At 54.3% G+C, this 19,871-nt stretch carries 18 protein-coding genes; 7 read left to right on the top strand and 11 right to left on the bottom strand.

Annotated elements, in window-relative coordinates; all coding sequences use genetic code 11:
• Nucleotide 1 precedes the first annotated feature (1 nt).
• The 8 genes from JFT91_RS23810 to JFT91_RS23785 form a co-directional block, all read right to left on the bottom strand.
• Nucleotides 2–2,275, bottom strand: coding sequence for a BPTD_3080 family restriction endonuclease (locus JFT91_RS23810; protein WP_242489357.1), 2,274 nt, complete (start codon nucleotides 2,273–2,275; stop codon nucleotides 2–4).
• Nucleotides 2,235–3,089: a DEAD/DEAH box helicase family protein gene (locus tag JFT91_RS30025; protein ID WP_347340651.1), complete on the bottom strand. Its 855-nt coding sequence runs from the start codon at nucleotides 3,087–3,089 to the stop codon at nucleotides 2,235–2,237. The genes JFT91_RS23810 and JFT91_RS30025 overlap by 41 nt, the downstream gene beginning before the upstream one ends.
• Before the next feature lie 208 nt (nucleotides 3,090–3,297).
• Nucleotides 3,298–3,600, bottom strand: a complete 303-nt coding sequence (locus JFT91_RS23805; RefSeq protein ID WP_101273056.1) for a hypothetical protein — start codon at nucleotides 3,598–3,600, stop codon at nucleotides 3,298–3,300.
• Between the two features lie 351 nt (nucleotides 3,601–3,951).
• On the bottom strand, nucleotides 3,952–4,275 hold the full coding sequence (locus JFT91_RS29755) for a hypothetical protein (protein ID WP_101273057.1): 324 nt from the start codon (nucleotides 4,273–4,275) through the stop codon (nucleotides 3,952–3,954).
• Complete coding sequence (locus tag JFT91_RS23800; RefSeq protein WP_201234080.1) at nucleotides 4,272–5,252, bottom strand: integrase domain-containing protein; 981 nt, start codon at nucleotides 5,250–5,252, stop codon at nucleotides 4,272–4,274. The genes JFT91_RS29755 and JFT91_RS23800 overlap by 4 nt, the downstream gene beginning before the upstream one ends.
• A complete protein-coding gene (locus tag JFT91_RS23795) occupies nucleotides 5,236–5,589 on the bottom strand; it encodes a hypothetical protein (protein WP_201234079.1) in 354 nt (117 codons plus the stop codon). The genes JFT91_RS23800 and JFT91_RS23795 overlap by 17 nt, the downstream gene beginning before the upstream one ends.
• On the bottom strand, nucleotides 5,576–6,982 hold the full coding sequence (locus JFT91_RS23790) for a YfjI family protein (RefSeq protein ID WP_201234078.1): 1,407 nt from the start codon (nucleotides 6,980–6,982) through the stop codon (nucleotides 5,576–5,578). Before JFT91_RS23790 ends, JFT91_RS23795 begins: the two co-directional genes overlap by 14 nt.
• Before the next feature lie 1,064 nt (nucleotides 6,983–8,046).
• Nucleotides 8,047–8,583 (bottom strand): LasR-specific antiactivator QslA, encoded by a 537-nt coding sequence (locus tag JFT91_RS23785; RefSeq protein WP_201234077.1) that lies wholly within the window; start codon nucleotides 8,581–8,583, stop codon nucleotides 8,047–8,049.
• 531 nt (nucleotides 8,584–9,114) lie between these two features.
• Between JFT91_RS23785 and JFT91_RS23780 the strand changes: the two genes are divergently transcribed.
• The 3 genes from JFT91_RS23780 (at nucleotide 9,115) to JFT91_RS23770 (ending at nucleotide 11,903) form a co-directional block, all read left to right on the top strand.
• Nucleotides 9,115–9,447 (top strand): hypothetical protein, encoded by a 333-nt coding sequence (locus JFT91_RS23780; protein ID WP_101273062.1) that lies wholly within the window; start codon nucleotides 9,115–9,117, stop codon nucleotides 9,445–9,447.
• Nucleotides 9,448–9,912: 465 nt separating this feature from the next.
• Nucleotides 9,913–10,428 (top strand): DUF6367 family protein, encoded by a 516-nt coding sequence (locus tag JFT91_RS23775; RefSeq protein WP_101273063.1) that lies wholly within the window; start codon nucleotides 9,913–9,915, stop codon nucleotides 10,426–10,428.
• 470 nt (nucleotides 10,429–10,898) lie between these two features.
• Nucleotides 10,899–11,903: a reverse transcriptase domain-containing protein gene (locus tag JFT91_RS23770; RefSeq protein WP_201234076.1), complete on the top strand. Its 1,005-nt coding sequence runs from the start codon at nucleotides 10,899–10,901 to the stop codon at nucleotides 11,901–11,903.
• An 807-nt stretch (nucleotides 11,904–12,710) separates the two neighbouring features.
• On the opposite strand, the gene JFT91_RS23765 is transcribed toward JFT91_RS23770, so the two are convergent.
• On the bottom strand, nucleotides 12,711–13,205 hold the full coding sequence (locus JFT91_RS23765; RefSeq protein ID WP_201234075.1) for a hypothetical protein: 495 nt from the start codon (nucleotides 13,203–13,205) through the stop codon (nucleotides 12,711–12,713).
• Nucleotides 13,206–14,283: 1,078 nt separating this feature from the next.
• On the opposite strand from JFT91_RS23765, the gene JFT91_RS23760 reads away from it, so the two are divergent.
• From JFT91_RS23760 to JFT91_RS23745, 4 genes are all read left to right on the top strand, one after another.
• Entirely contained in the window at nucleotides 14,284–15,207 is a 924-nt protein-coding gene (locus tag JFT91_RS23760; protein WP_201234074.1) for a hypothetical protein, read from the top strand.
• 263 nt (nucleotides 15,208–15,470) lie between these two features.
• Nucleotides 15,471–15,833 carry a DUF6124 family protein gene (locus JFT91_RS23755; protein ID WP_201234073.1) on the top strand — a complete coding sequence of 121 codons (363 nt, stop codon included), beginning with the start codon at nucleotides 15,471–15,473 and terminating at the stop codon, nucleotides 15,831–15,833.
• A gap of 329 nt (nucleotides 15,834–16,162) precedes the next feature.
• Nucleotides 16,163–16,750 (top strand): ribosomal protein S5-alanine N-acetyltransferase, encoded by a 588-nt coding sequence (gene rimJ / locus JFT91_RS23750; RefSeq protein WP_201234072.1) that lies wholly within the window; start codon nucleotides 16,163–16,165, stop codon nucleotides 16,748–16,750.
• A gap of 30 nt (nucleotides 16,751–16,780) precedes the next feature.
• Nucleotides 16,781–18,259, top strand: coding sequence for an ArnT family glycosyltransferase (locus JFT91_RS23745; RefSeq protein WP_242489356.1), 1,479 nt, complete (start codon nucleotides 16,781–16,783; stop codon nucleotides 18,257–18,259).
• Between the two features lie 111 nt (nucleotides 18,260–18,370).
• On the opposite strand, the gene JFT91_RS23740 is transcribed toward JFT91_RS23745, so the two are convergent.
• Complete coding sequence (locus JFT91_RS23740; protein WP_201234071.1) at nucleotides 18,371–19,189, bottom strand: phosphatase PAP2 family protein; 819 nt, start codon at nucleotides 19,187–19,189, stop codon at nucleotides 18,371–18,373.
• Nucleotides 19,186–19,857 carry a lipopolysaccharide core heptose(II)-phosphate phosphatase PmrG gene (gene pmrG / locus JFT91_RS23735; protein ID WP_201234070.1) on the bottom strand — a complete coding sequence of 224 codons (672 nt, stop codon included), beginning with the start codon at nucleotides 19,855–19,857 and terminating at the stop codon, nucleotides 19,186–19,188. Before pmrG ends, JFT91_RS23740 begins: the two co-directional genes overlap by 4 nt.
• Between the last annotated feature and the right edge of the window lie 14 nt (nucleotides 19,858–19,871).

Here is a 19,871-nt window from a genome sequence, read left to right as displayed (position 1 = left end):
CTCAGTGTTCCTTGTTTCCCGCCGCAGGCGCAGCCGTTTCAATCATTTGGTTAAACTTCGCCTCGACCTCCTTGGCAAAATCTTCCTGCATTTCGTACACGTCGCCGAATTCCACAAAGGCCCAGCGGCCGTGATTACCGAGATGGTTCACGCCAGGGACCCAATAGGTATCCATCGTGGATTTCTTTATCTTCGCGTCCTCACGCCGGTAGCCCTTTATCTCAACGATTAAATTCAGTGGATCGCTCTTACCGCGACCGTCATCCACTTGCACAATAAAGTCCGGGATATAAATGCGATTGGACGAGCCGAAGCGGTAAGGGACTTCTAGGCCGAGGTTGTGGTTTTTGGTATAGGCCAGCACCTTGGGATGGGATTCAGCAATACGGCAGAACTCAGCTTCCCAGCCACTATCCAAAATCACCCAGTTGACTTGATTCTTTGGCTGGTTTTCCACCCCAACGGTTTCCCAGCGTTCGATGCCGGGGCGCGAGGTGTTGAAGCGAACGTGCGCGGTGCTACCAGTCGGGTTGAACGGATCGAGAATAGCCTTAACCTGCCGCCCTTTTTTCAGTTCTTTCGCCGTAATGCCCTTTGTGATGTATTGGCAGGCTCTGTCCGCCAGCTCACGGTACATCAATTGAGCCGCGCAAGTGCCTCCTTTGCATTCTAGGCACTCTTCCAACCACTGGCGCACAATGCGCTTGAGTTGGCCAAACAGGGCAATCGGTGCATCTTGGCCCTGGTCACGCCAATGCTGGAACAGCAAATGCTTGGTCAGCTCCATCAGTAGAGTGGACTGGCGCACGTCTTCCAGATGCTTAATATCCAGCTCCACCGTTTCGCCGATGATGCCAGCGTTATGAGTTTTGGTCGCGCCGACGTCCTCCGGCGTTAGAGTGAGGTGATGGTCTTCATTGAATTCGGCTTCGAGTTGCTCTTCCGGTAATTCAACGCGATAGCCTTGCACGCGCGGGAACCGGATTTCCAGATGGTCGCGCTCCGGTCGCAGAGCATTTACCATGATGGTTTCACGCGGCTTGGACGGAGTGACCAAAACCGGCTTGGCCGTGAAGTCGAAGGGAATGCCGAATACGTCGGCATATTCCACGTCGAACAGGCCCGTGTTTTCGTTCAATTCGTAGTTTTGACGTCGTAGGGCACGACCGATAACCTGTTCGCACAGTAACTGCGTACCAAACGCACGCACACCAAGAATGTGGGTAACTGTATTGGCGTCCCAACCTTCGGTGAGCATGGACACCGACACCACGCAGCGGATTTGTTCGCCCAAGCGGCCCTGCTTGCCAACGGTGTTCATCACCTCTCGTAGCAGTTCGCTGTCACTCAGGTTCTCCGCCTGGCGGCGGTCGCCAGTGCGTTCGATGATCTCGCGCTTGAAGCGTTCGATCTCGTCAGCGGCCATAGCCCGAAAGTTATCGTCCAGAGCCTCACCAGATTCGAGCTGCTCGCTGTCGATAAGTAGTGTGTTCGGACGCGCGAGCGGCTCGCCATGCTCGTCGAAATTTCGGAACAGCTCCAGCCGCCCCGGCACAGGAGTGATGGACCCATCTTCATTCGTGCGTTCGAAACCAGAGATGTAATCAAACACAAGTTTGGAAGTGGCGGTGTTGTTGCACACCACTATGAAGCACGGCGGCACTTTGATGCCTGCTTGATTCCAGGCTTCGTAAGTTTTGAGGTAGTGGCCGTACAAGGCCTCCAGCGCGGTTTGCAATTCCACCGGGATAGCCAATGGGTCGAGCAAGGCGTTCTTGCCGCGCCCCTTCTTAGGCATCTTTTTCCCAATGTGCTTCCAAAGTTCGCGGTAGATGGGCATTTCCGCACCAGGGATATTGTCGGCCACTGGCACACGCGGTAATTTAACGATGCCACATTCGATAGCATCCATCAGCGAAAAGTCGCTCATCGTCCAAGGAAACAACGTACCTTCCACGTACCCGGATCCGGCCAGGAAGAACGGCGTGGCTGACAGGTCCATTACCCGCTGCAGGCCCAGTTTTCTGTTCACTGCTTCCAGGCCAGAAATCCAGAGTCGTGCGGCTTTATTATTTTCCTCAGCCTCGGCCCTCCTATCTTTATCCAGATCTTCGTCGTCCTCCGTAGCGTGCGGCTTTTCTCTGTAGCAATGATGCGCCTCATCGTTGATAACTAGGATGTTTTTCAGTCCCATCAACTCAGGCATGACTCGTTGGAGCATCTGACCCTCGGTTTCAAGCGTGTCCAGCTCGCTGCCGACGCGGCCTTGCAGCAAGCGACGCCCCCTTGGACAGCTCCATGCGCTCACGCAGTTTGAAAGAGTGGTAGTTGGTAATGACGATCTTGGCCTTGTCCAGATCCATCAGCATGTCACGCGGCACGATCTCGCGATTGGCGTAATAGCTGTCCGCATCGTTAGGTAGCAGCACGCGAAGACGATCTTTGATAGTCAGGCCGGGTGCGACCAGCAGGAAACCACGGGTGAATTTCTTGCTCTGCGGATGCCGCACGGCATTGACTGTCTGCCATGCGATAAGCATCGCCATGACCGTAGTCTTGCCAGCACCGGTGGCCAGCTTCAGCGCCAGACGCATTAGGCCGGGATTGGCATCTTGGCTGACCTTTTTTAGGTGATCGAGGTAGCGCTCACCATTCTTGCCGAGCTGCGGGGCTACTTCAGTCAGCCAGATAGCGGTCTCGGCCGCTTCGACCTGGCAGAAGAATGGGCGCACACCGCTGAACTTAAAGTTGCGCCAGTGCTCCAGCAAACGCGCTGTCTCGGGCGTGACACGCCACTGCGATGGTGGCAACCGCCGCCACGCATCCACCTCTCGCCGCACTGCATTAATCAATTCCGAATGACGGTAGCGCTGCCCATCGTCAGCAAGGTTCTCAACCTCATCCAGCGCCAGAGTGGTTTGCTCGCCATGGTACCGGCGTGGTTTCGGGATAGGACTTATGAAGCTGGAAGTTCGGCGAGACTCCACGATTTCTTGCGTGGGATGCCCTTTATCGTCGAGTTCCCAATGCAGCGACGGATAGCCATAAGGAGAATTGAGAATAGGCTGCTTGAAAAATTGGTCACTCACTTCTTTAGTCCCTAAAATTTTAGGCTGTTTCGGAGCGACTCAAAGCTCGAGGCCCGATCTTCAGCTACGTCCTTGGCCGGATGGCTTGTTTAGGATCGTCACCCAGCAAACGGGTGATATTGTCGATCAAATCCGTGATTATCCCTTAACGAAATGGATTGTGTAGCATTCATTAACCCCGTTTTTTTGTCATACGAGACTTAGCCTGTCAGAGCCAGTGACTAGGAATCTCAACCTGATAGTTCTTCGCCACAATGTTGAGGGTGGCAAGGATTTCTGCATGGCGGAGCTCATCATTTGGTTGCCAGCTTGCTCGATGGCCCAGGAGAGCTTTTAGCTCAGCTAGGTTGTACATACCCAAGCGATGAAAATTGCCCCAGGAAGGTTCGCCGAAAAGGTTGTAGATGACCACGGTAGAGTCGCGCTCACTTGCCAGACGCTTCTCGCCTGTGATCTTTTCGGCAGCAGCCTCAGCCTCGTCGCGGTCGTCGTAGGTATTCAGTAATTTCATTGATGCATCAGCAGTAGTGAGTGAGGCCGGATTTTACTATGTGCGAGCCAATGTATCCTGTGATTTTGGACTGCCCCAACGGTTTTGTCGTCAAGGATGCGTGTCGCAGACCAACGACTGTATCCACCGTGATAAGAACTGTTACGCATAACCTTAGCAACCTAGAACTGAATGACTTCGCTGGATGCACGCGCTTGGACGTTCAATATGGCTGAGATTCCAATGTCGAGTAAATTGGCCTGGAGGTTCTAGTGCTTGAAAGGAGAAGGCCTCTTGCGAGACAGCAAGTGTATGCGTCTGCTTAAAAGCCACGGAGACCTTATCTACCGAACGTCATTGCATCCAAGGACTTTACGAGCAAGGTTGTCTCGCCTTAACGGTGCAGCGCTTATTGAAATTGAGCAAATGTTCGGCTTTAAGGCTTTCACGCCGGCTACGAATCAACCCTGCTGTTAATTCATAGTAGTAAACGGTAGCCGGAGCTGAACATCGCAAGTAGTGCTCCAGAAACCATCTCACGTGTTTGTCTCTCCAAGACCAGGGTGTCATGCAACCCCAGCGCTCAAGAATAACCTCGTGCATCCTTTCTGCTTGCCTGATGTGCCGCTGGCGCGTTGCGTAGGCACCTCTGAGCGCCGGACTCAGAAACAACGCCATATCAAATTCGGACTTCATCCCCGACCTCCGATGTAGGCACTCACCACATCGATGCGGTTGTGCCCCAATTCGTGGCTGATCTGCTGTCGTGCACGCTGATCAAGCTCTCGATCCTCTCGATGAACACGACCGCCATTGACAGGTGTATTCAAGCCAGTCAGTTGCTCATAGCGCTCACAGGCGTAAGCCGCCCGTAGCTCATGAAAACCTTTCAACCCCTGCTCATGCAGGAAGTCCCGTGCCGGTCGCACAACTGCCTGCATAAAGTCTTTGTAGCTTTCGTCGGGCGCCAACAAATTCCGACTGCCATTGGGTGAGGCCGCGCTGGCCCAATCCAGGGCATCGCGAACTTGATCCGTCACCGTAATCCAGCGCGGTGCCGAGGCTCCTGATCGACCACCTTTAGTGCCATCCTGGATGTTGATCTTGCCCAGTCGTTGAGCCTCTCGTTGCAACCGCGGCAGGTCGGCCAAGATCGCTTCACGCAGGCGCATGCCCGTCTCCCGGGCTAAGAGAACAATGGCACTCACCCTCGCTTGGTGTCGCTCTGAGAGCATTTGCGCAATCAGCCTGACCTGTATACGGTCTTGGCCTTGCGGGGCCTCACTACGCACGATTGAACGCTGTAGGCCTAGCGCCTTACTCGGACTGGGGATTTTGACGTACTGATCACCGCGCAGCGCGGCCATCGTTCGGTTCACGCTGGACAGTCGGTTGTGCGCGGTGGCAATGCCGACGCTTCCCTGATCAACCTGCTCCCGCACGTGGACGGCGTACCGCATGAGGATCTCGCGGTCTATCTGACGCGCGTCGTTGACCCTCGGTCCGTCATCGGATCGACACCAATTCACGAAAGCCTGCCAGCGATCGCTATGAGCTTTGACGGTAGCGAAATGACCGCCGCCAAACAGGTCTTTCAGTGCTTGCGCTCCAGCATAGCTAAGCTGGCGACCGAAGCCGAAATTGCGCCCCGCTCGCTTACCGACCCGAGCCATTTTTCTGTTCCTGATCGACTGCCGCGAGATCATGCAAAAGAGCTCGCCAGTGCGCACTTACAATCGCGAATTGAGCCCAATCAGTCAGGCGAAAACACAGCGTGTTGTCGGTGACGTAAAGATGCGCACCCTCCTCTTTCAACCATTGAATAATGGCTGTCGCAGAGGCGATAGTTTTATGGGTGGTGGCGACACTGGCGACAGCGGCGACAACCCTTGTCCTGCCTGATTTTGAGCGTGGCGACAATGTGGCGACACTCGCGGCGACAAACTGCGCTTTTGGCTTTCTTTGGCGCTGAGCCAGATGGTTGCGCAGCGCCTCATCAAGATTGAACATGGCGCACCTCGAAGGTGTGGCCGTCGGTAATCAGCCAATGATGATTCAGCAACTCAACCAACAGCCTGGAAGCATGACGACTGCTCTTGCGGGCAAAGCGGGGACCGTTGCGATTCAGCTCTCGAATACTGAAGCGCTTCCAATCCTTGACCTGCAACCAGCGCAGCAGCCGGTCCGCCTCTTCCTTAACTCGACACACTGGCTCCTGCTCAGTCAGGCGCTGGATCTCGGTGAGGTAGTAGCCGACTAATGCGGAGGCCCGCTGGATATGGTCGACCTCCACGACGCTGCTCTCCTCCACAACTGCAAGAACGCCGGCGATGCGTAGCAGGTTATCGGCTGCCTTTGATCCGCTGGGCCGTACGCTGGCCAGCTCGCCAAACTCTCCCAGCTGGGCTTCGATGGCATCGTGTAAATCAATCCAGCGACGACGCGCCAATGGACTGAGGTTCAGTAGTGATAGCTTTAGAGCACCGTCAGGGCTAAGTGACCACGGCTGACGAAACAGGGCCGAAAGACGGTGGTGATAGCGCTTCAGGGCGGCGTCTTTGGACAAGTCGACGGCCTGGTAACTGCGCTGTCCGGCCAGGCTGGTAGGCCAGGTCATCAGGCAGCGACCGAGAATACCTTGCCCCTGTAGCAACGGGTCACTGAGTAACTGCATGGCCAAATACGGCTGCAACATCAGGTGCAGGCTCAAGCGCCGGTCATAAGCCCGTAGGCTTTCGCCTGTCATGGAGCGCGCTCGATCAATCGGGCTACCGTCCCAGAGTGACGACAAGGTCGTGACCGCTTTCAAACGGTGATCCCGACTCATGGTGCTGCTGCCGAGGAACTGTCCCCCTTCATCGCAGAACAGTCCCATGCTGGGCAGGTCATGGCAGAGCCCCTTGATCAGCGCTTCGATCGTCGGGTCCGTGGTGATCAACCTAGGTGCAGAGGGCTCCGCTTCGAGCAGCACGCCGTTTGTGGGGGCGGGATCGACAGGGTTGGCACGTTGCGCCTGCCGCTGTGCGGCACGGTACAGGGCGAGTTGTTCGCGGTAGCGCTGCCACTGTTCACGCTCCCATTGCCGTGCCGGCAGCAATGCACATCGGTCTGCGGCGGTCTTGCGATCACCTGAAGCGGCCACCGTGATCAGGTACAGCGACAGTGGATAATTTCTCCCGTCGAGCTGTAAGCCCGCATGACCTTGAGTGGCCAGCGCCGAGGCAGCCAACACTGATTGCGCGGCCAGTGCCTGGGGCACGCCTATGACCCCGGCCATTCGCTCTACCGCAGGCCCAAGAATCCCACCCAGTGCCTGCACCGGATAAGGCTGGGTCACGGGATTCGACTCAATCAGCGGTCGAGGCGGTCGCGGTAGTTCAAGCTTCGGATCTAGCTGCTGCATGGGCCCTTTCCTCGTTCATTGCTGGTTGTCCTCACTCATCCCGCCACGGTTGTTGAGTGTTATCAGGGATCAAGGCCCCTGCGACCTGTGAGGGTTGTCCACTAACGCGGGACTGGCGGCTCCTTACGACCGGGAGCTTGGGCATCTCATGATCTAGCCTCCTGAACACAGATAGCGGTGGGCGGGTGGAGGCTGCACTGGCTGACGAGACCGGTGCCGCGAGATCCTGAGTCAGGTGAAGGCAGCGAGGTGATGATCGAGGCATGCCTGACTGTCAGTCAGGGGCAGTCCATTTCATGGGCTGCGGCATCGTCATCGGCATCGCTGTGGCGAGTGAGCATTCGGTATTTGTCACGCCGATTGTCACGAGGAGAGTTGCGGCAACGCCCTGTACGACGTGGCTTGCAGCAGTAGTACGAGCGCCCGTCTCTTTCCGGGAGAAAGAGACGGGCGCGGTCTGGCGCAGCGAAGTGTGCCAAAAGGTGAGGTTGCTGCAGCGCAGCGAGGTAGGCCCGTCGTCTGCCGCAATGGACAGATCGGTCGAGTAGGCATCCATCACTCTTGGAGAGTGACCGTGCGAGCCGCCGGACGCTAATCGCACTTGGGGAAGATCCACCACGCGAGTGGCGTAGCCTTAAAGGTTCTGGCTACCTGGGCAGGTGCTGCCAATGACAGCGATCTGTGCGCCAATTTTTATACCCACTCGAAAAGGCGGTCAAGCGTCACAGCCAATGCGCTGAGAAAGTGGCGACTGTCGCCACTTCTGTCGCCATGCTCCAGGCCACGTTACACGTGGGTTGTCGCCGGCGTCGCCGCTGTCGCCACATCTACATCCATGCCCAACGAAAAGATTCGCACATACACTGAATAGCGTTGCGCACGACAGGATCGCGGGGAATTAATGACGGGTGAAAGCAAGTGTGGCGTTAATCAAATATGAAAATTGGAGAGTGGAACGCGGCGGCCTAGAGAAAAAGCGAGTGAACCCTCCGATCGGCGCGATCAAAGATCGCTTGATCGGAGGGTTTGGCGGGAAAAGCAAATCTCAAACGTCAATTACAGACTCAGGCATCAAAGCGGGTTGATTGGGAAGTGACGGACTCACGTCGCATGATCAGCGTCTGCTGCAACCGTAGCAAAAAACCGGCTTCAAATGCCTCTTGTGGATCACCTGGACGATGACGCTTTCGGTTCTGAGACAGCGCCCACCATAACGGAAGTGATGAGCCTTCAAGCCAAGTCTCCGCGCAACGAACGCCCTCCTTTATTACCGGCGCGAACTCATCACCCCACGGTGTTTGGATCGCGGGAGACCCTTCAGCGGACGGGACAGAGACATACTCATGGATCTGTTGATGGACGCTTTGAGCCGGAATGCCAGTTAAATTCCGGAATGCCTTGTCGTACAACACGGCGGCGTCATCCAACAACTCTACTGCAAGCTCAACGTCTTGCGGAAAATGAAGCAGAACACTCTGGGCTCCGTTAAGTCGGAGAGTGGCAGCCTGCCGCAGTCTAATCGCTGCATCTTCAGGGGTAAGCGATGAAGTATCGATGCTGGTAGGTTTGGGGAGGCCGATGAGAAGCGAAAGATCAAACATCGCGGAATCCTCCGAGATAGTTTGCAGCTTGAACCGTTTGGCCGGGGTGGCGCACGTGCTTAAAAGGGGGACAGGTCATTTTCCTTATCTCCTCGGACAGTTAAGGAGCCGTCCACCCAGCCGTTCTGACACGAAATGGGTGGCGGACCGTACGGGGGTCAGAAACCGGCGTCCGAGGGAACCGGCCAGGCCGAAGCCTGCCCCGCACGGACCGCCATAGAAAAGCAGCAGCTAGGCCTCTGAAAGCACCTAATCGCCGGCTATGGCGCTATGCGCCTCGAACAATTCAGGTTCTGACACCCGGCCACGGGATTGACCGCGACGGAACAAAGCGTAAATGCGAAGCCGCGACAACACAAGCATGAGTATCAATACGGCTGCGTTCGAACAAGCGCTCCAAGCAGAAACTCACGCACATCCGAATTTAGTGGTTATGACAAGCCAGGTACCATGTAATGCCTTCTTATTTCCGAAGCCGTCCACAGTGATAGAATCGGTAACGCTATACACGACACCCTCTCGAGAAATGTTATGTCTACAGAGCTGACGGAAGAAGAAATGCGCCGGGCGCTATTCGGTGAGCCTCAGGCCACTGCATTGGTAATCGACACTCACGCGCAAGACACTGCACCGGAACTAGTGATTGAGGAGCCGACGAAGGTAGTGAAGAAAAAGAAATTATCAAATACCTTTACTCCCAGATTGAGAGTCACCCTGAGGGTTGGGAATGAATTCGAAGGCAAAATGCAAGAGATCGTACATGAGGCCGATACGCTTAGCTCCCTAGTTGCAGAGCAAGACGCTACGAGGATAGCCAAGAAAAAATTTAGGTTTGTGGAAGTTATTTCGGTCAAGTCGCTGTAAACGGCCCCTGAACCACCTTTAAACCGGATTCCATTCTAGAAGTACCTAACCTACCAGATGATGTTGATTGAGGTGTCAAACCTATAATACGGTAGCTGTTAGTCGGCTTTAAACTAACAGCCGATCCAAAATCTCAATGACTCACTGATCGCCAACTCTCTCCGCAGCCCTCGGTAGCGACGGGCGGAAGCAGGCCACGGGCGGACACATCAAAGATGTCTATGAAACTAAAAACGATTAACACTCGGAACCGCCAGCAGGGCATTGGCGGGCCGCAACACTCCGGAGCCCCTACGGTGAGTAAAGATGAGTTGTGCAGGCCTCAACTCCGGACGAAATACGTCTCCCGCGCTGATAGCGCCAGTGTTTTGCACTCTGAATCAATATATCTCGTAGGCTGCACATTTCAAAGCGATTATCATTACTAGGCGGACATGTCGCCACCCAAGAAAGGAATCGAAAAGCATGAGCGTTAATGACAGCTTGAGAAAGCCGCTGGACTCTGAACCAGATGGCCCGTATGGTGAAATTACCGATATCTCTATAATTCTGACTGAGACTGCACTAAGTCGCGTCGGGGTTTCGTTGGAGAGTCATTGGAAGGAGGCGGGAAAAGGTTGGATGTACCGGGTCGATTCAGCTGATCCCAAAATCCCACAGCTACGCCATGTGCATATAGCCAAGACTAAGAATAAATCAGCCAAGAATATGCAAGTTTCGTGGAACGTGGACGGCACCCGGCATGACAAGGCATCTTTCAACGTTGACCTTAGCAAGCAGAAGTACGTTCGTGAACTGGCAATGAGGGTTTTGAAGCTGAGTGATACCGTTAGCCTAGAAAACGCAGATACTCATAAAATCAACTTTGAGCCTCTACAAAGCGACGTGCCGACAGCTTCACAGGATGGATCAGAAGTCTATATACGCTTTGGTCATATTGAAACTATTAAGACACGCCTCCCCGCTTGGCTAAGAATATAGAGGCTGTGAGTCGCCAATGAAAATTAGCGGTCAGCGAGATGTTGCAGTTTTAGGGTAGCTTTTGACCGATCGCGATTGACCTTTCGGCCAAGGGCGACCTCTATGATAGGCAAAAACGGGCCTGTTTTAATCATTAAATATCCTTAGTAGTCTGACGTACCGCCCGATTGATAAATGAGGTTAGAAAAGCCGTCGACGCCTCATTGTTATACAGTAACGCCAAAAGCGTATAGAAAATTAAAAGCTTGAAAGGTGCGAGCAAAGCGCTATTATGCTCTGACTCCCCTATGGGGATAACGGTATTGCCTTCTACCGGTTAGCAATAGCCGGTCTTCAGCTGCGAGGACTCGCACTGATGGGGGAGGCGTCAAAGCCTTCCCAACCATGTGATAACTTACTTTTACTTGGGTTTATACCGTGGAAAAGCCTGAGTCTAACTCGGGCTTTTTTGTTTTTATGGGAGGGAGATTATGAGGTTAGAGAAACAACTTGAAGTTATAATTCTTGAGGAGGCCGAGAAGTTAATTACTCGCTATCATGAATACCATAATAGAGTGCATCTTGAAGCCAAGAGGAATGCAAGACGTCTCGGGGATGCCGCGCCTACCAAAAAAATATATACACCTGACTATTGGGATATCAATAAAAAGTACAATCCATTCTATGTCAGGAGCAAACACAAAAGTATTGCTCGATCAATTGCGAAAAAAATAGAAGATCGTACCTACACCCCGAACAGTCCATACATTAAATCTGTTCCTAAGCCTGATGGCGGTATAAGAAAGGTAGCAATCTACCAAATTCCCGACGCGGCCATATCAAAGATGTTCTTCAATAGACTTCTGGCTAAAAATCGACATCGCTTTAGCTCATTTTCTTATGCCTACCGAAATGACAGGAATGTTCATTTTGCAATACAAGATATCTCCGTTGACCTTCGAAGAAACGAAAGAACATTTTTAGCTGAGTTTGATTTTTCGGACTTTTTCGGATCTATTTCTCATTCATTCCTTAAAGACCAGTTCTTAGAGAATGGATTTTTTATCAGTCCAGAAGAAAAATTCATAGTTAATTCGTTTTTGAGAGAGAGAAAGGTTGGCGTTCCTCAGGGCACATCCATTAGTCTTTTTTTGGCAAATCTGACCTGTTGGAAATTCGACCAAGATTTGGAACGGGAAGGTGTAAAGTTTTCGCGCTATGCCGATGATACAATTGTATGGTCTCCAGACTACTCAAAAATATGTAACGCATTTGGTTATATCAATGATTTCTCCAAACAAGCGGGCGTTAAAATCAACGTCACTAAGTCCGAAGGAATATCACTACTAACGAAAGATGGCTTACCATCTGAAATAGTTGCAAAAACGCGTCTAAACTTCTTAGGATATGCTCTTTCAGTTGACAAGGTCTCGATTAAAGACAAATCACTTAAAAAATTCAGAAGCAAATCTCATATATTCTCTATCGTAATTTAGTTCAGCCTCTCAAGCAGCAAAGTCTGGCAGGCCAGCGCATACCAGCGAATGATAAAGACGTCAATCTGATGTCGGCCATTTTGGAGGTGCGCAGATATATGTATGGAGGCCTCAGCCATAAACAAATTAAAGATTATTTGTCTGGCAGGGCCAAAAGAATATATTTCAAGGGGGTGATGAGCTTTTATCCCTTGGTCGATGACGTCATTCAGCTAACGATGCTTGATGGATGGCTCCTCTCAGTTATTCATCGAACTTTAAAGTTGCGCTCAACGCTACTTATAAGCCACGGACATAATAGATCGAATCGTTTTCCTTTTAACGCATCTAGAATACAACTCTTAAATACCTGCTCAAAAAATCCATTGCTCGAAATTCCTAGTTTTTTACTAATACAAAAGGCCTTGAAGAAAGGATTGGTTGAGAGTGGCATTGAAAGGGTTATGAATCCCGACTCTCTAAACTATGACTATCGCTGATCGTCGTCCAACGAAGCTTATAGCCTTAGCATTTCGAAAGGATGGACGGCTGTTTTTGTCCGATAAGGACCAGTAATAGGCCTAGCTCATGCGGCATTTGCGCCTGACTTGACCCTGCGCATGCTCAACGAATTGTCGCAATCACCGGACGGGGTTAACAGGCCGATCGCACTACTGGCCTGTCAGGCCTACTTAAGAGCGCTGATTCTGTGACCTACGTCTCCGCAGAACAAATATACCGGTACGTTCTCATCCCTTGAGTCTTGATCCTAGCGGTGAATGGCAGTATGCCGCCACCTTACAAAATTTCGCTTAAAGGCACCACAGGTCAACGACGCTTGCCCGTACCGTAGCTACCTGGCAGTGCCCTGCGGCTTGTTATTGTGTCCCATCCGCGAGTTGCAGATGGCGTCATGCTTCTAGAACCGTCCTCCTCCTCGTCAATATTTCTTAGAAGGGCGTCGTAATTGCGCTTGAGGATAGAAAAGTTTTCGATCTCCTCCGCTACCTGCGCTTCTAGTTCCGCGATCCGGTTTTCTCTCACTCCAAGCGCTAGCTCTAGAGCTTCGACCTTCTCGACCTGCTGCTCAGCTATCAGCTTATGTTTCTTTAGGGCGCGATTGCGCTTACCCAGTTTCTCCAATGCACTACTCATCTCATATTTTGACGAGGCCTTTTGCTCTTCTAAAAGCTCGCTGCTGACCACGCTGTATTTTTCGTGCAGCTTGAGCAATTTTTTAAAGTCGGCGAATGTGAACTCTACAAAGTCAGTGGCTTTGTCCCCGCCAGGTAGCATGATCGTCGTGAGATTTGTGAATCGCACTGACTCAAGAAACCGGAATTTTTTTCAGTGAGCAGCCCACCACCTTTAGCATCAGATCGGCTCGTCCGAGCAACAGTTTTGCCAATAGCTTTGCGAGACATACCACTGCCACCTCGTTAAATTGATAGCTCTGATCATAGCGCGAGGGAGGCTCGAGACACAGTGCTGAACGCCTAGTCAGTCAAGCTATACCGGCCATCTCTCCTAGCATCTGGGTAGTGATCGAACCGTCACCTACCGCCCCCAACAGACCAGCCTCACGATTGAAGCAGGCCCGCACTTGCGAGTGCGATGCCGAGGATCTGCTCGCCCGTTAGATCAACGAAGCCCGTCGCAGCCTGGAAGCTGCATATCCTTGCGAGAGGTGACAATCACCCGCTCCTCGTTATCGAAGCGTCTAGCGGCTGTTTGATTCGCGCCGACACATTGATTGAGTTTTCGGCGACCAGTGAGACCCGCTGTGCTGGAAGGATCTGCTGTTGAACAACCCCAACCGAATAATGCTCCTCAAAAACAATTGCAGGCAGCGTGGAAATTTACCGTCATCCTTGGCTAGTCGACACGTGCCCTCGCAAGCAACGTGTCACGTTGATAGGTTGGGCACGAAATTTGAAAGCAAATTGATACTACACCGCTCTGCCGTTGAGTTTCTACGAAGGCAACTTAGAGCCAAGCCGCAACGCGCGATTGCTACCTGTTGTTCCGACAGTTATAAAAAGACCACCGCTTACGATGGATGTGAAGCAATGTTGCCAGATCGACTAAAGCAGGAGTGGGGGTCACTTGAACATTATTTGTGAGGTATTCCAATTGGTATTCCAATCAAAATAAAAAACCAATATTAATTATAATAATCAATCACATAAAATACCAATTCAGATTACCCCGGCCCACCAACTCTCAACGACAAAGCCCGCCCAGTGCGGGCTTTGTCGCATCTGCAGGTCCCGCAACACCAACTCGGCTGGCATCCTGCTCCGAAGATCGCCGCCGGATTCCAGTCACCCCCACGGTTGGACGGCCCCACGGCTACAGATCTATCCTTCGAACCACATAGGCCATTACCCGAAGGACGCTCATGAACATCTGGCTCGGCGCCATACTGGCTGCCCTCGTTTCTCTTTCGGCCCACGCAGCCACCGCCGACATTCCGCCGAGGATTCAGCAGGTCAATTACAAAAGCGGTTATGGCAGCGTGCAGTTCAAACAGTCGATCAAGGGCTATAAAACCGCGGAGTACAAACTCAACGCCAAGGCGGGGCAGGTGCTGACGGTGGACTTCAAGCCCTCCAACACCTCCGCCTATTTCAATATCGCCGCCAAGGATTCTGACTCCGCGCTGTTCAACGGCTCGGTCATGGGCAATCACTTCATCGGTTCGTTGCCCGCCGACGGTGAGTACACGGTGCAGGTTTATCTCATGCGCAATGCTGCACGGCGTAATGAAGTCGCGAACTACGGGATCACCCTGATCCTCTCCAACGGCGACGCAGCGGATAACAACTCGCCATTCGAGCAGAACCTGGCGTTGCAGGGCATCAACTTTCACCTGAAAGAGGATCGGGTCGATGGCAAACCCACTTTGCGCATCGAGCCCAAGGGGTTGGAAATCGACAATTCGCCGATCACCCACCCGCTCAACGGCAGCATCGTCCGCGCCGAAGTCGCCGACCTCAATAACGATGGCTCGCCCGAGGTCTATATCGCTACACGCTCGCCCGGTCGCGGTATGCCGGGAGAACTGATCGCCTACTCCGCCAACCGGAAAAAATCCCTGAGCGAAATCTATTTGCCGCCAATCAGCGAAAATCCAAAAGCGGCCGAGGGGTATCAGGGCGAGGATTCGTTTGCGGTGGTGGAGAACACGCTCGTGCAGCGCTTTCCGGTGTACGACAGCGCCGACGCGGGTGCGGGTCGGACGGGGAAGATGCGGCAGATCCAGTACAAACTGGTGGCGGGAGAGGCTGGGTGGATTTTGCGCGAAGAGAAAGTAGAAGAGTAATCGGCCCGGCTGCGTCTGGGCTTGAACCTATGGCACCGTGCACACGGCCATGCCACAGGCGACATACCCGGCGACATCATGAACAACGAGAGAAGCATTAGCTTCCTACATTCCACGTCCTAGGAAATTTCCCTCAACACGCGTCGACTTTCATGAACTGGTGAACAGTTTTTTCCGGCGCTACCCTCCATGACTCGCTGCCATCCAGCGGACGGTTTGACAGACCGCCCCCGCAGAGATTGTTCATTCCACGGAGCTACGTCATGAAAAAGATCACCCGACTTTCCCTTGTTGGAGCGGCATCCGCCGACGCGCAAACGCCCGGCCAGCAATCACCCGCCAGCGCAACCGGTCGAAATCGCCGCCGTACCATCCCCCTCAAGCAGATGTTCAGCGTGCGCGACGATGTCGACACGATCACTCTGCTCTCGCACGCCAGTGATCTTCTCGATTCCCTCACGCAGATCAGCGCAAACTTTGCCGATGAATGCGAAGGTTCCCAACGCCATATCGCGGTGGCGATCAGGCAACTGAGCGCGTTGGCCGAAATTGTCGTCTGTCGGGCACGGGACCAGGTTGTGCAACAGGGGTCGCCTGCCCCATCAGGCCCTGAAGTGCGCCACTAACCGGCGACACCGGCACAGACCGCGCCGTCGCCCGGGCAGTCCATCGAGATGAATTTTTCTTCACTGCCCCTTCACATTCAAACCTGTACAGTCCACTCGCTCATTCAAGAAACTACGGTTCGCCCGCGCTCCTGCGGGCTTTTTTTTGCCTGCCGTTTGCCGTCGAAGCGATACACATAAGTGTCCTGCACGCCGTGGCGTGAAGAATGGCGGGCCTGTGGATGAATTCTGATCAGTACCAGCGCTGGCTAGCTGTCTGAGCAAGCCGGTTTGTATTTTCTGCCGCAGCGGGCAATTCTGTCCTTTGATACCACTGACCGGAGCGTCCGATGTCGCTGTTGACCCTATCCTGCGAGCGCCTGACGCTCGACATACTCGCCCCGGATCAGGCCGAACTGGAAAGCGATTTCTACCGGCGTAACCTGCGCCACCTGGCACCGTGGTCACCAATCCGCACCACCGACTACTTTTCCACTGAGCAAATCCGCCGACGCCTGGACATCCAGGCCAGCGCCTTCGAGGCCGGACTGGCGATGCATTTCGCCCTGCTGACACCGGACGGCCAGCAGATGATCGGCGCGTGTAATTTTAGCGGGATTATTCGCGGGGCATTTCAGGCGTGTTATCTGGGTTATCACATTGACGAAGCCCATCAGGGCCAAGGCTTGATGCAAGAAGCCCTGAAAGCGGGCATCGATTACATGTTCGACAGCCAGAACCTGCACCGAATCATGGCCAATTACATTCCCGGTAACGACCGCAGTGCGCGACTGCTGGAGCGCTTGGGTTTCGAGCGTGAAGGCTACGCCAAGGCGTATCTGAACATCGCCGGGCGCTGGCAGGATCATGTGCTGACGGCATTGGTCAACTCAACGTTCGAAACACCGGACAAGCGCTGGTCGCGACGGTTGGCGTGAGTTTCACAATTTGTTAAGCATTGGCGCAGTATGCTCAGGCCTCCCGCCCCTTTCGGTTGCCTGAAAGCCATGTCGCGTGCCGCCACTTCGCTGTTTCTGCTTGCCGCCCTGCTGTTTTTCTTTGCGCTGGGTAACCATCAATTACAAGGCTCCACCGAGGCCCGCGTCGCCGGGATCGCCATGGAGATGCACCTGGACAATGATTGGGTGACGCCGCGCCTGTTCGGCGAACCGTTTCTGGAAAAACCACCGCTGAGTTTGTGGCTCGACGCCGGCGCCATGCGCCTGTTCGGTGTTTCGCCGTGGGCGGTGCGATTGGCTTCGGCGGTGGCAGGATTGCTGAGCGTGATGCTGCTGTACGGCATGTTGCGACGTTTCGGGCGGCCAAAAATCGTCGCATGGACGGCGGGGATGCTGCTGGCAACCATGGCCAGTTACTGGAGCAACGTGCGCGGGGTCGGCGAGGATGCGCTACTGGCGCTCGGCGTGACAGCGGCATTGCTGGCTTTTTTTCAGGCGCAAAGAGCATCGAGCTTCGGCAATTCGCTGCTGTTTGTCATCGGGATCGCCATCGCAACCTTGAGTAAAGGCGTGCTCGGGCTGGCGATGCCGGGTGTGGTGATTTTTGCTTACCTGCTGGCCGATAACCTGCTGGATAAACGCCTGAAGATCGGCGCCTGGCTGCGCCCTGGTTTATTGACGGCCGTCGGGCTGATCCCGTTGCTGATCTGGCTTGCCGTGCTTTATCAGCATGGCGGCGCGCAAGCGGTCGAAGAAGTGTTACTGACCAACAGCGTCGGACGCTTCAGCGGATCGTTCGTCGAAGCCGGACACTATGAGCCGTTCTATTACTACCTCGCCAAGCTGCCGGAAGCGTTTCTGCCGTGGAACATTCTGGTGTACCTGGGGCTGTGGCATTTCCGTAAAGAACTGAAGGCCAATCGTTATCTACTGTTTTTCAGCCTGTGGATAATTGCGCAGTTCATCATGCTGACCCTGGCGTCGAGCAAGCGCACGGTGTACCTGATGTCGATGACACCAGCGGCAGCGCTGATCGCCGCTGAATATGCGTGGGTGTTGCTCGAGAAGTTGAAAACGTACGAATCGGCCAACTCTTTTCCAGGCAGAATCGCTCGTCATCGTCAGGCGCTGGCGGCAACCGTACTGACGGTGGTGATTGCTGGCTATCTGGGCGCCGCACAGTGGGCACTGCCAAACGCCGATAAGCATCTATCGTTCCTGCCATTGACTGACCACATCCAATCGCTGCAAGCCGACGGTCATCAAGTCGCGCTGTTTCAGGCAAACGAGCGGGTCGGTGGCGCCAGCGTGTTCTATACGCAGAGTGTGCTGAAGGGACTGGATACAGAGGCGCAGTTGCAGGACTTCCTCAGCGCTGCATCAACGAACGTGGCGGTGATCTCGGCGGACACTGAACCCGCCGCGCCACTCAAAGTGCTGAAAACCATGATGGTCGGACGGCAGGCGTACTACTTCGTCAGCGACTGAAACGCTCTGAACATTGTGGCGAGGGAGCTTGCTCCCGCCGGGTCGCGGCGCGGCTCCCTTCAATCGGGGACTGCTACGCGGTCCAGCGGGAGCAAGCTCCCTCGCCACAGGTTATCGTTGCATTTCAAGTTCTGCCGAGGGCGCAATGTCCCTGGTCTGCAACACCGGTCTCTGCAGCCGCGCCCGGCCATAAAACGCCAGCGCCGTCAGCAAACACGCCAGCCAGACAAAAATCCCTGCCCAGAATGTGTGGGACATGTAGTGCCACCCTTGCAGAACCCGCGTCGTGCCGTAAACGAAACCCAGCAACAACGAGCCCCACAAAATGGCACTGGAAAACCGCCACTGATAGCGCCGCGCAACAAAGTACAACGCGAGCATGGTGAAGCCACCCGACGCATGCCCACCCGGCCAGCAACGCCCCTCACCCGCCTCATGGAACAACTGGAAATTGTTGTACCACTCGATATGAGCCATTTTGCCGCCGTATAACGTGGTCTCGATCGGGCAATAAACGCTGGTGTGCGCTTTGAGAAAGTGGATCACGCCGGTGCACACCGCGAAAGCCACCACCACAAACAGAAAATCCCTACGGTGATCGGCGGTAAAGCGCAGCAGCGGAGCGACTTTGCAGCGCTGTAGAAATGCCCCAAGCCGCGGACGCTTCTGCGGATTGACCAACGGCCAGACCACCGACAGCATCGCCCCGATCAGAGCGATTTCCGCCGTCCAGTTCGGAATGATCCGGGCCCATTTGTGGGTGAGCTTTTCGAAGAAATGAATCTTGTCGAGCGGGAACGTGTGGGTCAGCGGGTCAAACAGCAGATTACTGAAAGCGATGTCGATGTGAGTCATGTCGAACATGAAAAACACCAGCGCCGCACAGATCAGCGGGATGCCGAAGTTGTAAGCGTAAAAACGTGAATTCATTGAGTCGTTACCGTGCGCCAGTCGGAGGCTTCAATAAAGCCGAGCATTTTGGGGGCCGCCGGGCTGGCAGCGGAGACAAACAGCGAAGACCCATAACCGGGATCGGACGCCGGCACTTTCAGGTCTTTTTCAATTTGCCCCATGCATTCGCTGTGGGTCACCAGAATCAGATTGCGGCCCGGCACCTTGTGCGCGAGCGCGTCCTGCAACATGCGGCCCTTGCAACTGATCAACCAGTCTTCGCCGCTGGCAGCGCGGTTGAACATGTAACCGGCGGTCTGCACGGTGCGCACCATCGGGCTGTTATAGATGTCGGCGTTATTCAGCCCGAGTTGCTCGAACTGCGCGCCGACGGCGACCGCGACACTGCGTGAGCGATCCGTGATGCCGTCATTGCCACTCAGGCACGCCGCTTTGGAGTGGTCACAACGCTCGACGTGGCGCACCAGCACGATCATGTCGCCCTTGGCCCAACCCGCCGCCAACGCCTGCGCGCCAGCCACGTTGCCGTGGGCCAGGTCTGGCACCGCTGCCGGGGCGAGCAGCCACAACGTCAGCGGAATCACCAACACGGACGCGGCCAACACCACCCAGGTGTTGCGAAAACGCGCCAAACCGCTCAGATCGATCGAGCGTTTGACGCCGAACAGACTCAGTCTCAATTCCACAAAAACCGCCTCGC

The organism is Pseudomonas sp. TH08 (genome assembly GCF_016651275.1).
In the GTDB taxonomy this organism is placed as follows: domain Bacteria; phylum Pseudomonadota; class Gammaproteobacteria; order Pseudomonadales; family Pseudomonadaceae; genus Aquipseudomonas.
Note: the sequence above shows the minus strand (reverse complement) of the source record. Positions and strands in the feature narration are given on the sequence as shown.

Bases quoted from the DNA above. Each gene is read 5' to 3' on its own strand.
- JFT91_RS23800 (WP_201234080.1), bottom strand. From the start codon at position 5,252: ATGGCTCGGGTCGGTAAGCGAGCGGGGCGCAATTTCGGCTTCGGTCGC.
- JFT91_RS29755 (WP_101273057.1), bottom strand. From the start codon at position 4,275: ATGAAGTCCGAATTTGATATGGCGTTGTTTCTGAGTCCGGCGCTCAGA.
- JFT91_RS23760 (WP_201234074.1), top strand. From the start codon at position 14,284: ATGAACATCTGGCTCGGCGCCATACTGGCTGCCCTCGTTTCTCTTTCG.
- JFT91_RS23795 (WP_201234079.1), bottom strand. From the start codon at position 5,589: ATGTTCAATCTTGATGAGGCGCTGCGCAACCATCTGGCTCAGCGCCAA.
- JFT91_RS23785 (WP_201234077.1), bottom strand. From the start codon at position 8,583: ATGTTTGATCTTTCGCTTCTCATCGGCCTCCCCAAACCTACCAGCATC.
- JFT91_RS23775 (WP_101273063.1), top strand. From the start codon at position 9,913: ATGAGCGTTAATGACAGCTTGAGAAAGCCGCTGGACTCTGAACCAGAT.
- JFT91_RS23755 (WP_201234073.1), top strand. From the start codon at position 15,471: ATGAAAAAGATCACCCGACTTTCCCTTGTTGGAGCGGCATCCGCCGAC.
- JFT91_RS23745 (WP_242489356.1), top strand. From the start codon at position 16,781: ATGCTCAGGCCTCCCGCCCCTTTCGGTTGCCTGAAAGCCATGTCGCGT.
- JFT91_RS23790 (WP_201234078.1), bottom strand. From the start codon at position 6,982: ATGCAGCAGCTAGATCCGAAGCTTGAACTACCGCGACCGCCTCGACCG.
- JFT91_RS23805 (WP_101273056.1), bottom strand. From the start codon at position 3,600: ATGAAATTACTGAATACCTACGACGACCGCGACGAGGCTGAGGCTGCT.
- rimJ (WP_201234072.1), top strand. From the start codon at position 16,163: ATGTCGCTGTTGACCCTATCCTGCGAGCGCCTGACGCTCGACATACTC.
- JFT91_RS23780 (WP_101273062.1), top strand. From the start codon at position 9,115: ATGTCTACAGAGCTGACGGAAGAAGAAATGCGCCGGGCGCTATTCGGT.
- JFT91_RS23770 (WP_201234076.1), top strand. From the start codon at position 10,899: ATGAGGTTAGAGAAACAACTTGAAGTTATAATTCTTGAGGAGGCCGAG.
- JFT91_RS23740 (WP_201234071.1), bottom strand. From the start codon at position 19,189: ATGAATTCACGTTTTTACGCTTACAACTTCGGCATCCCGCTGATCTGT.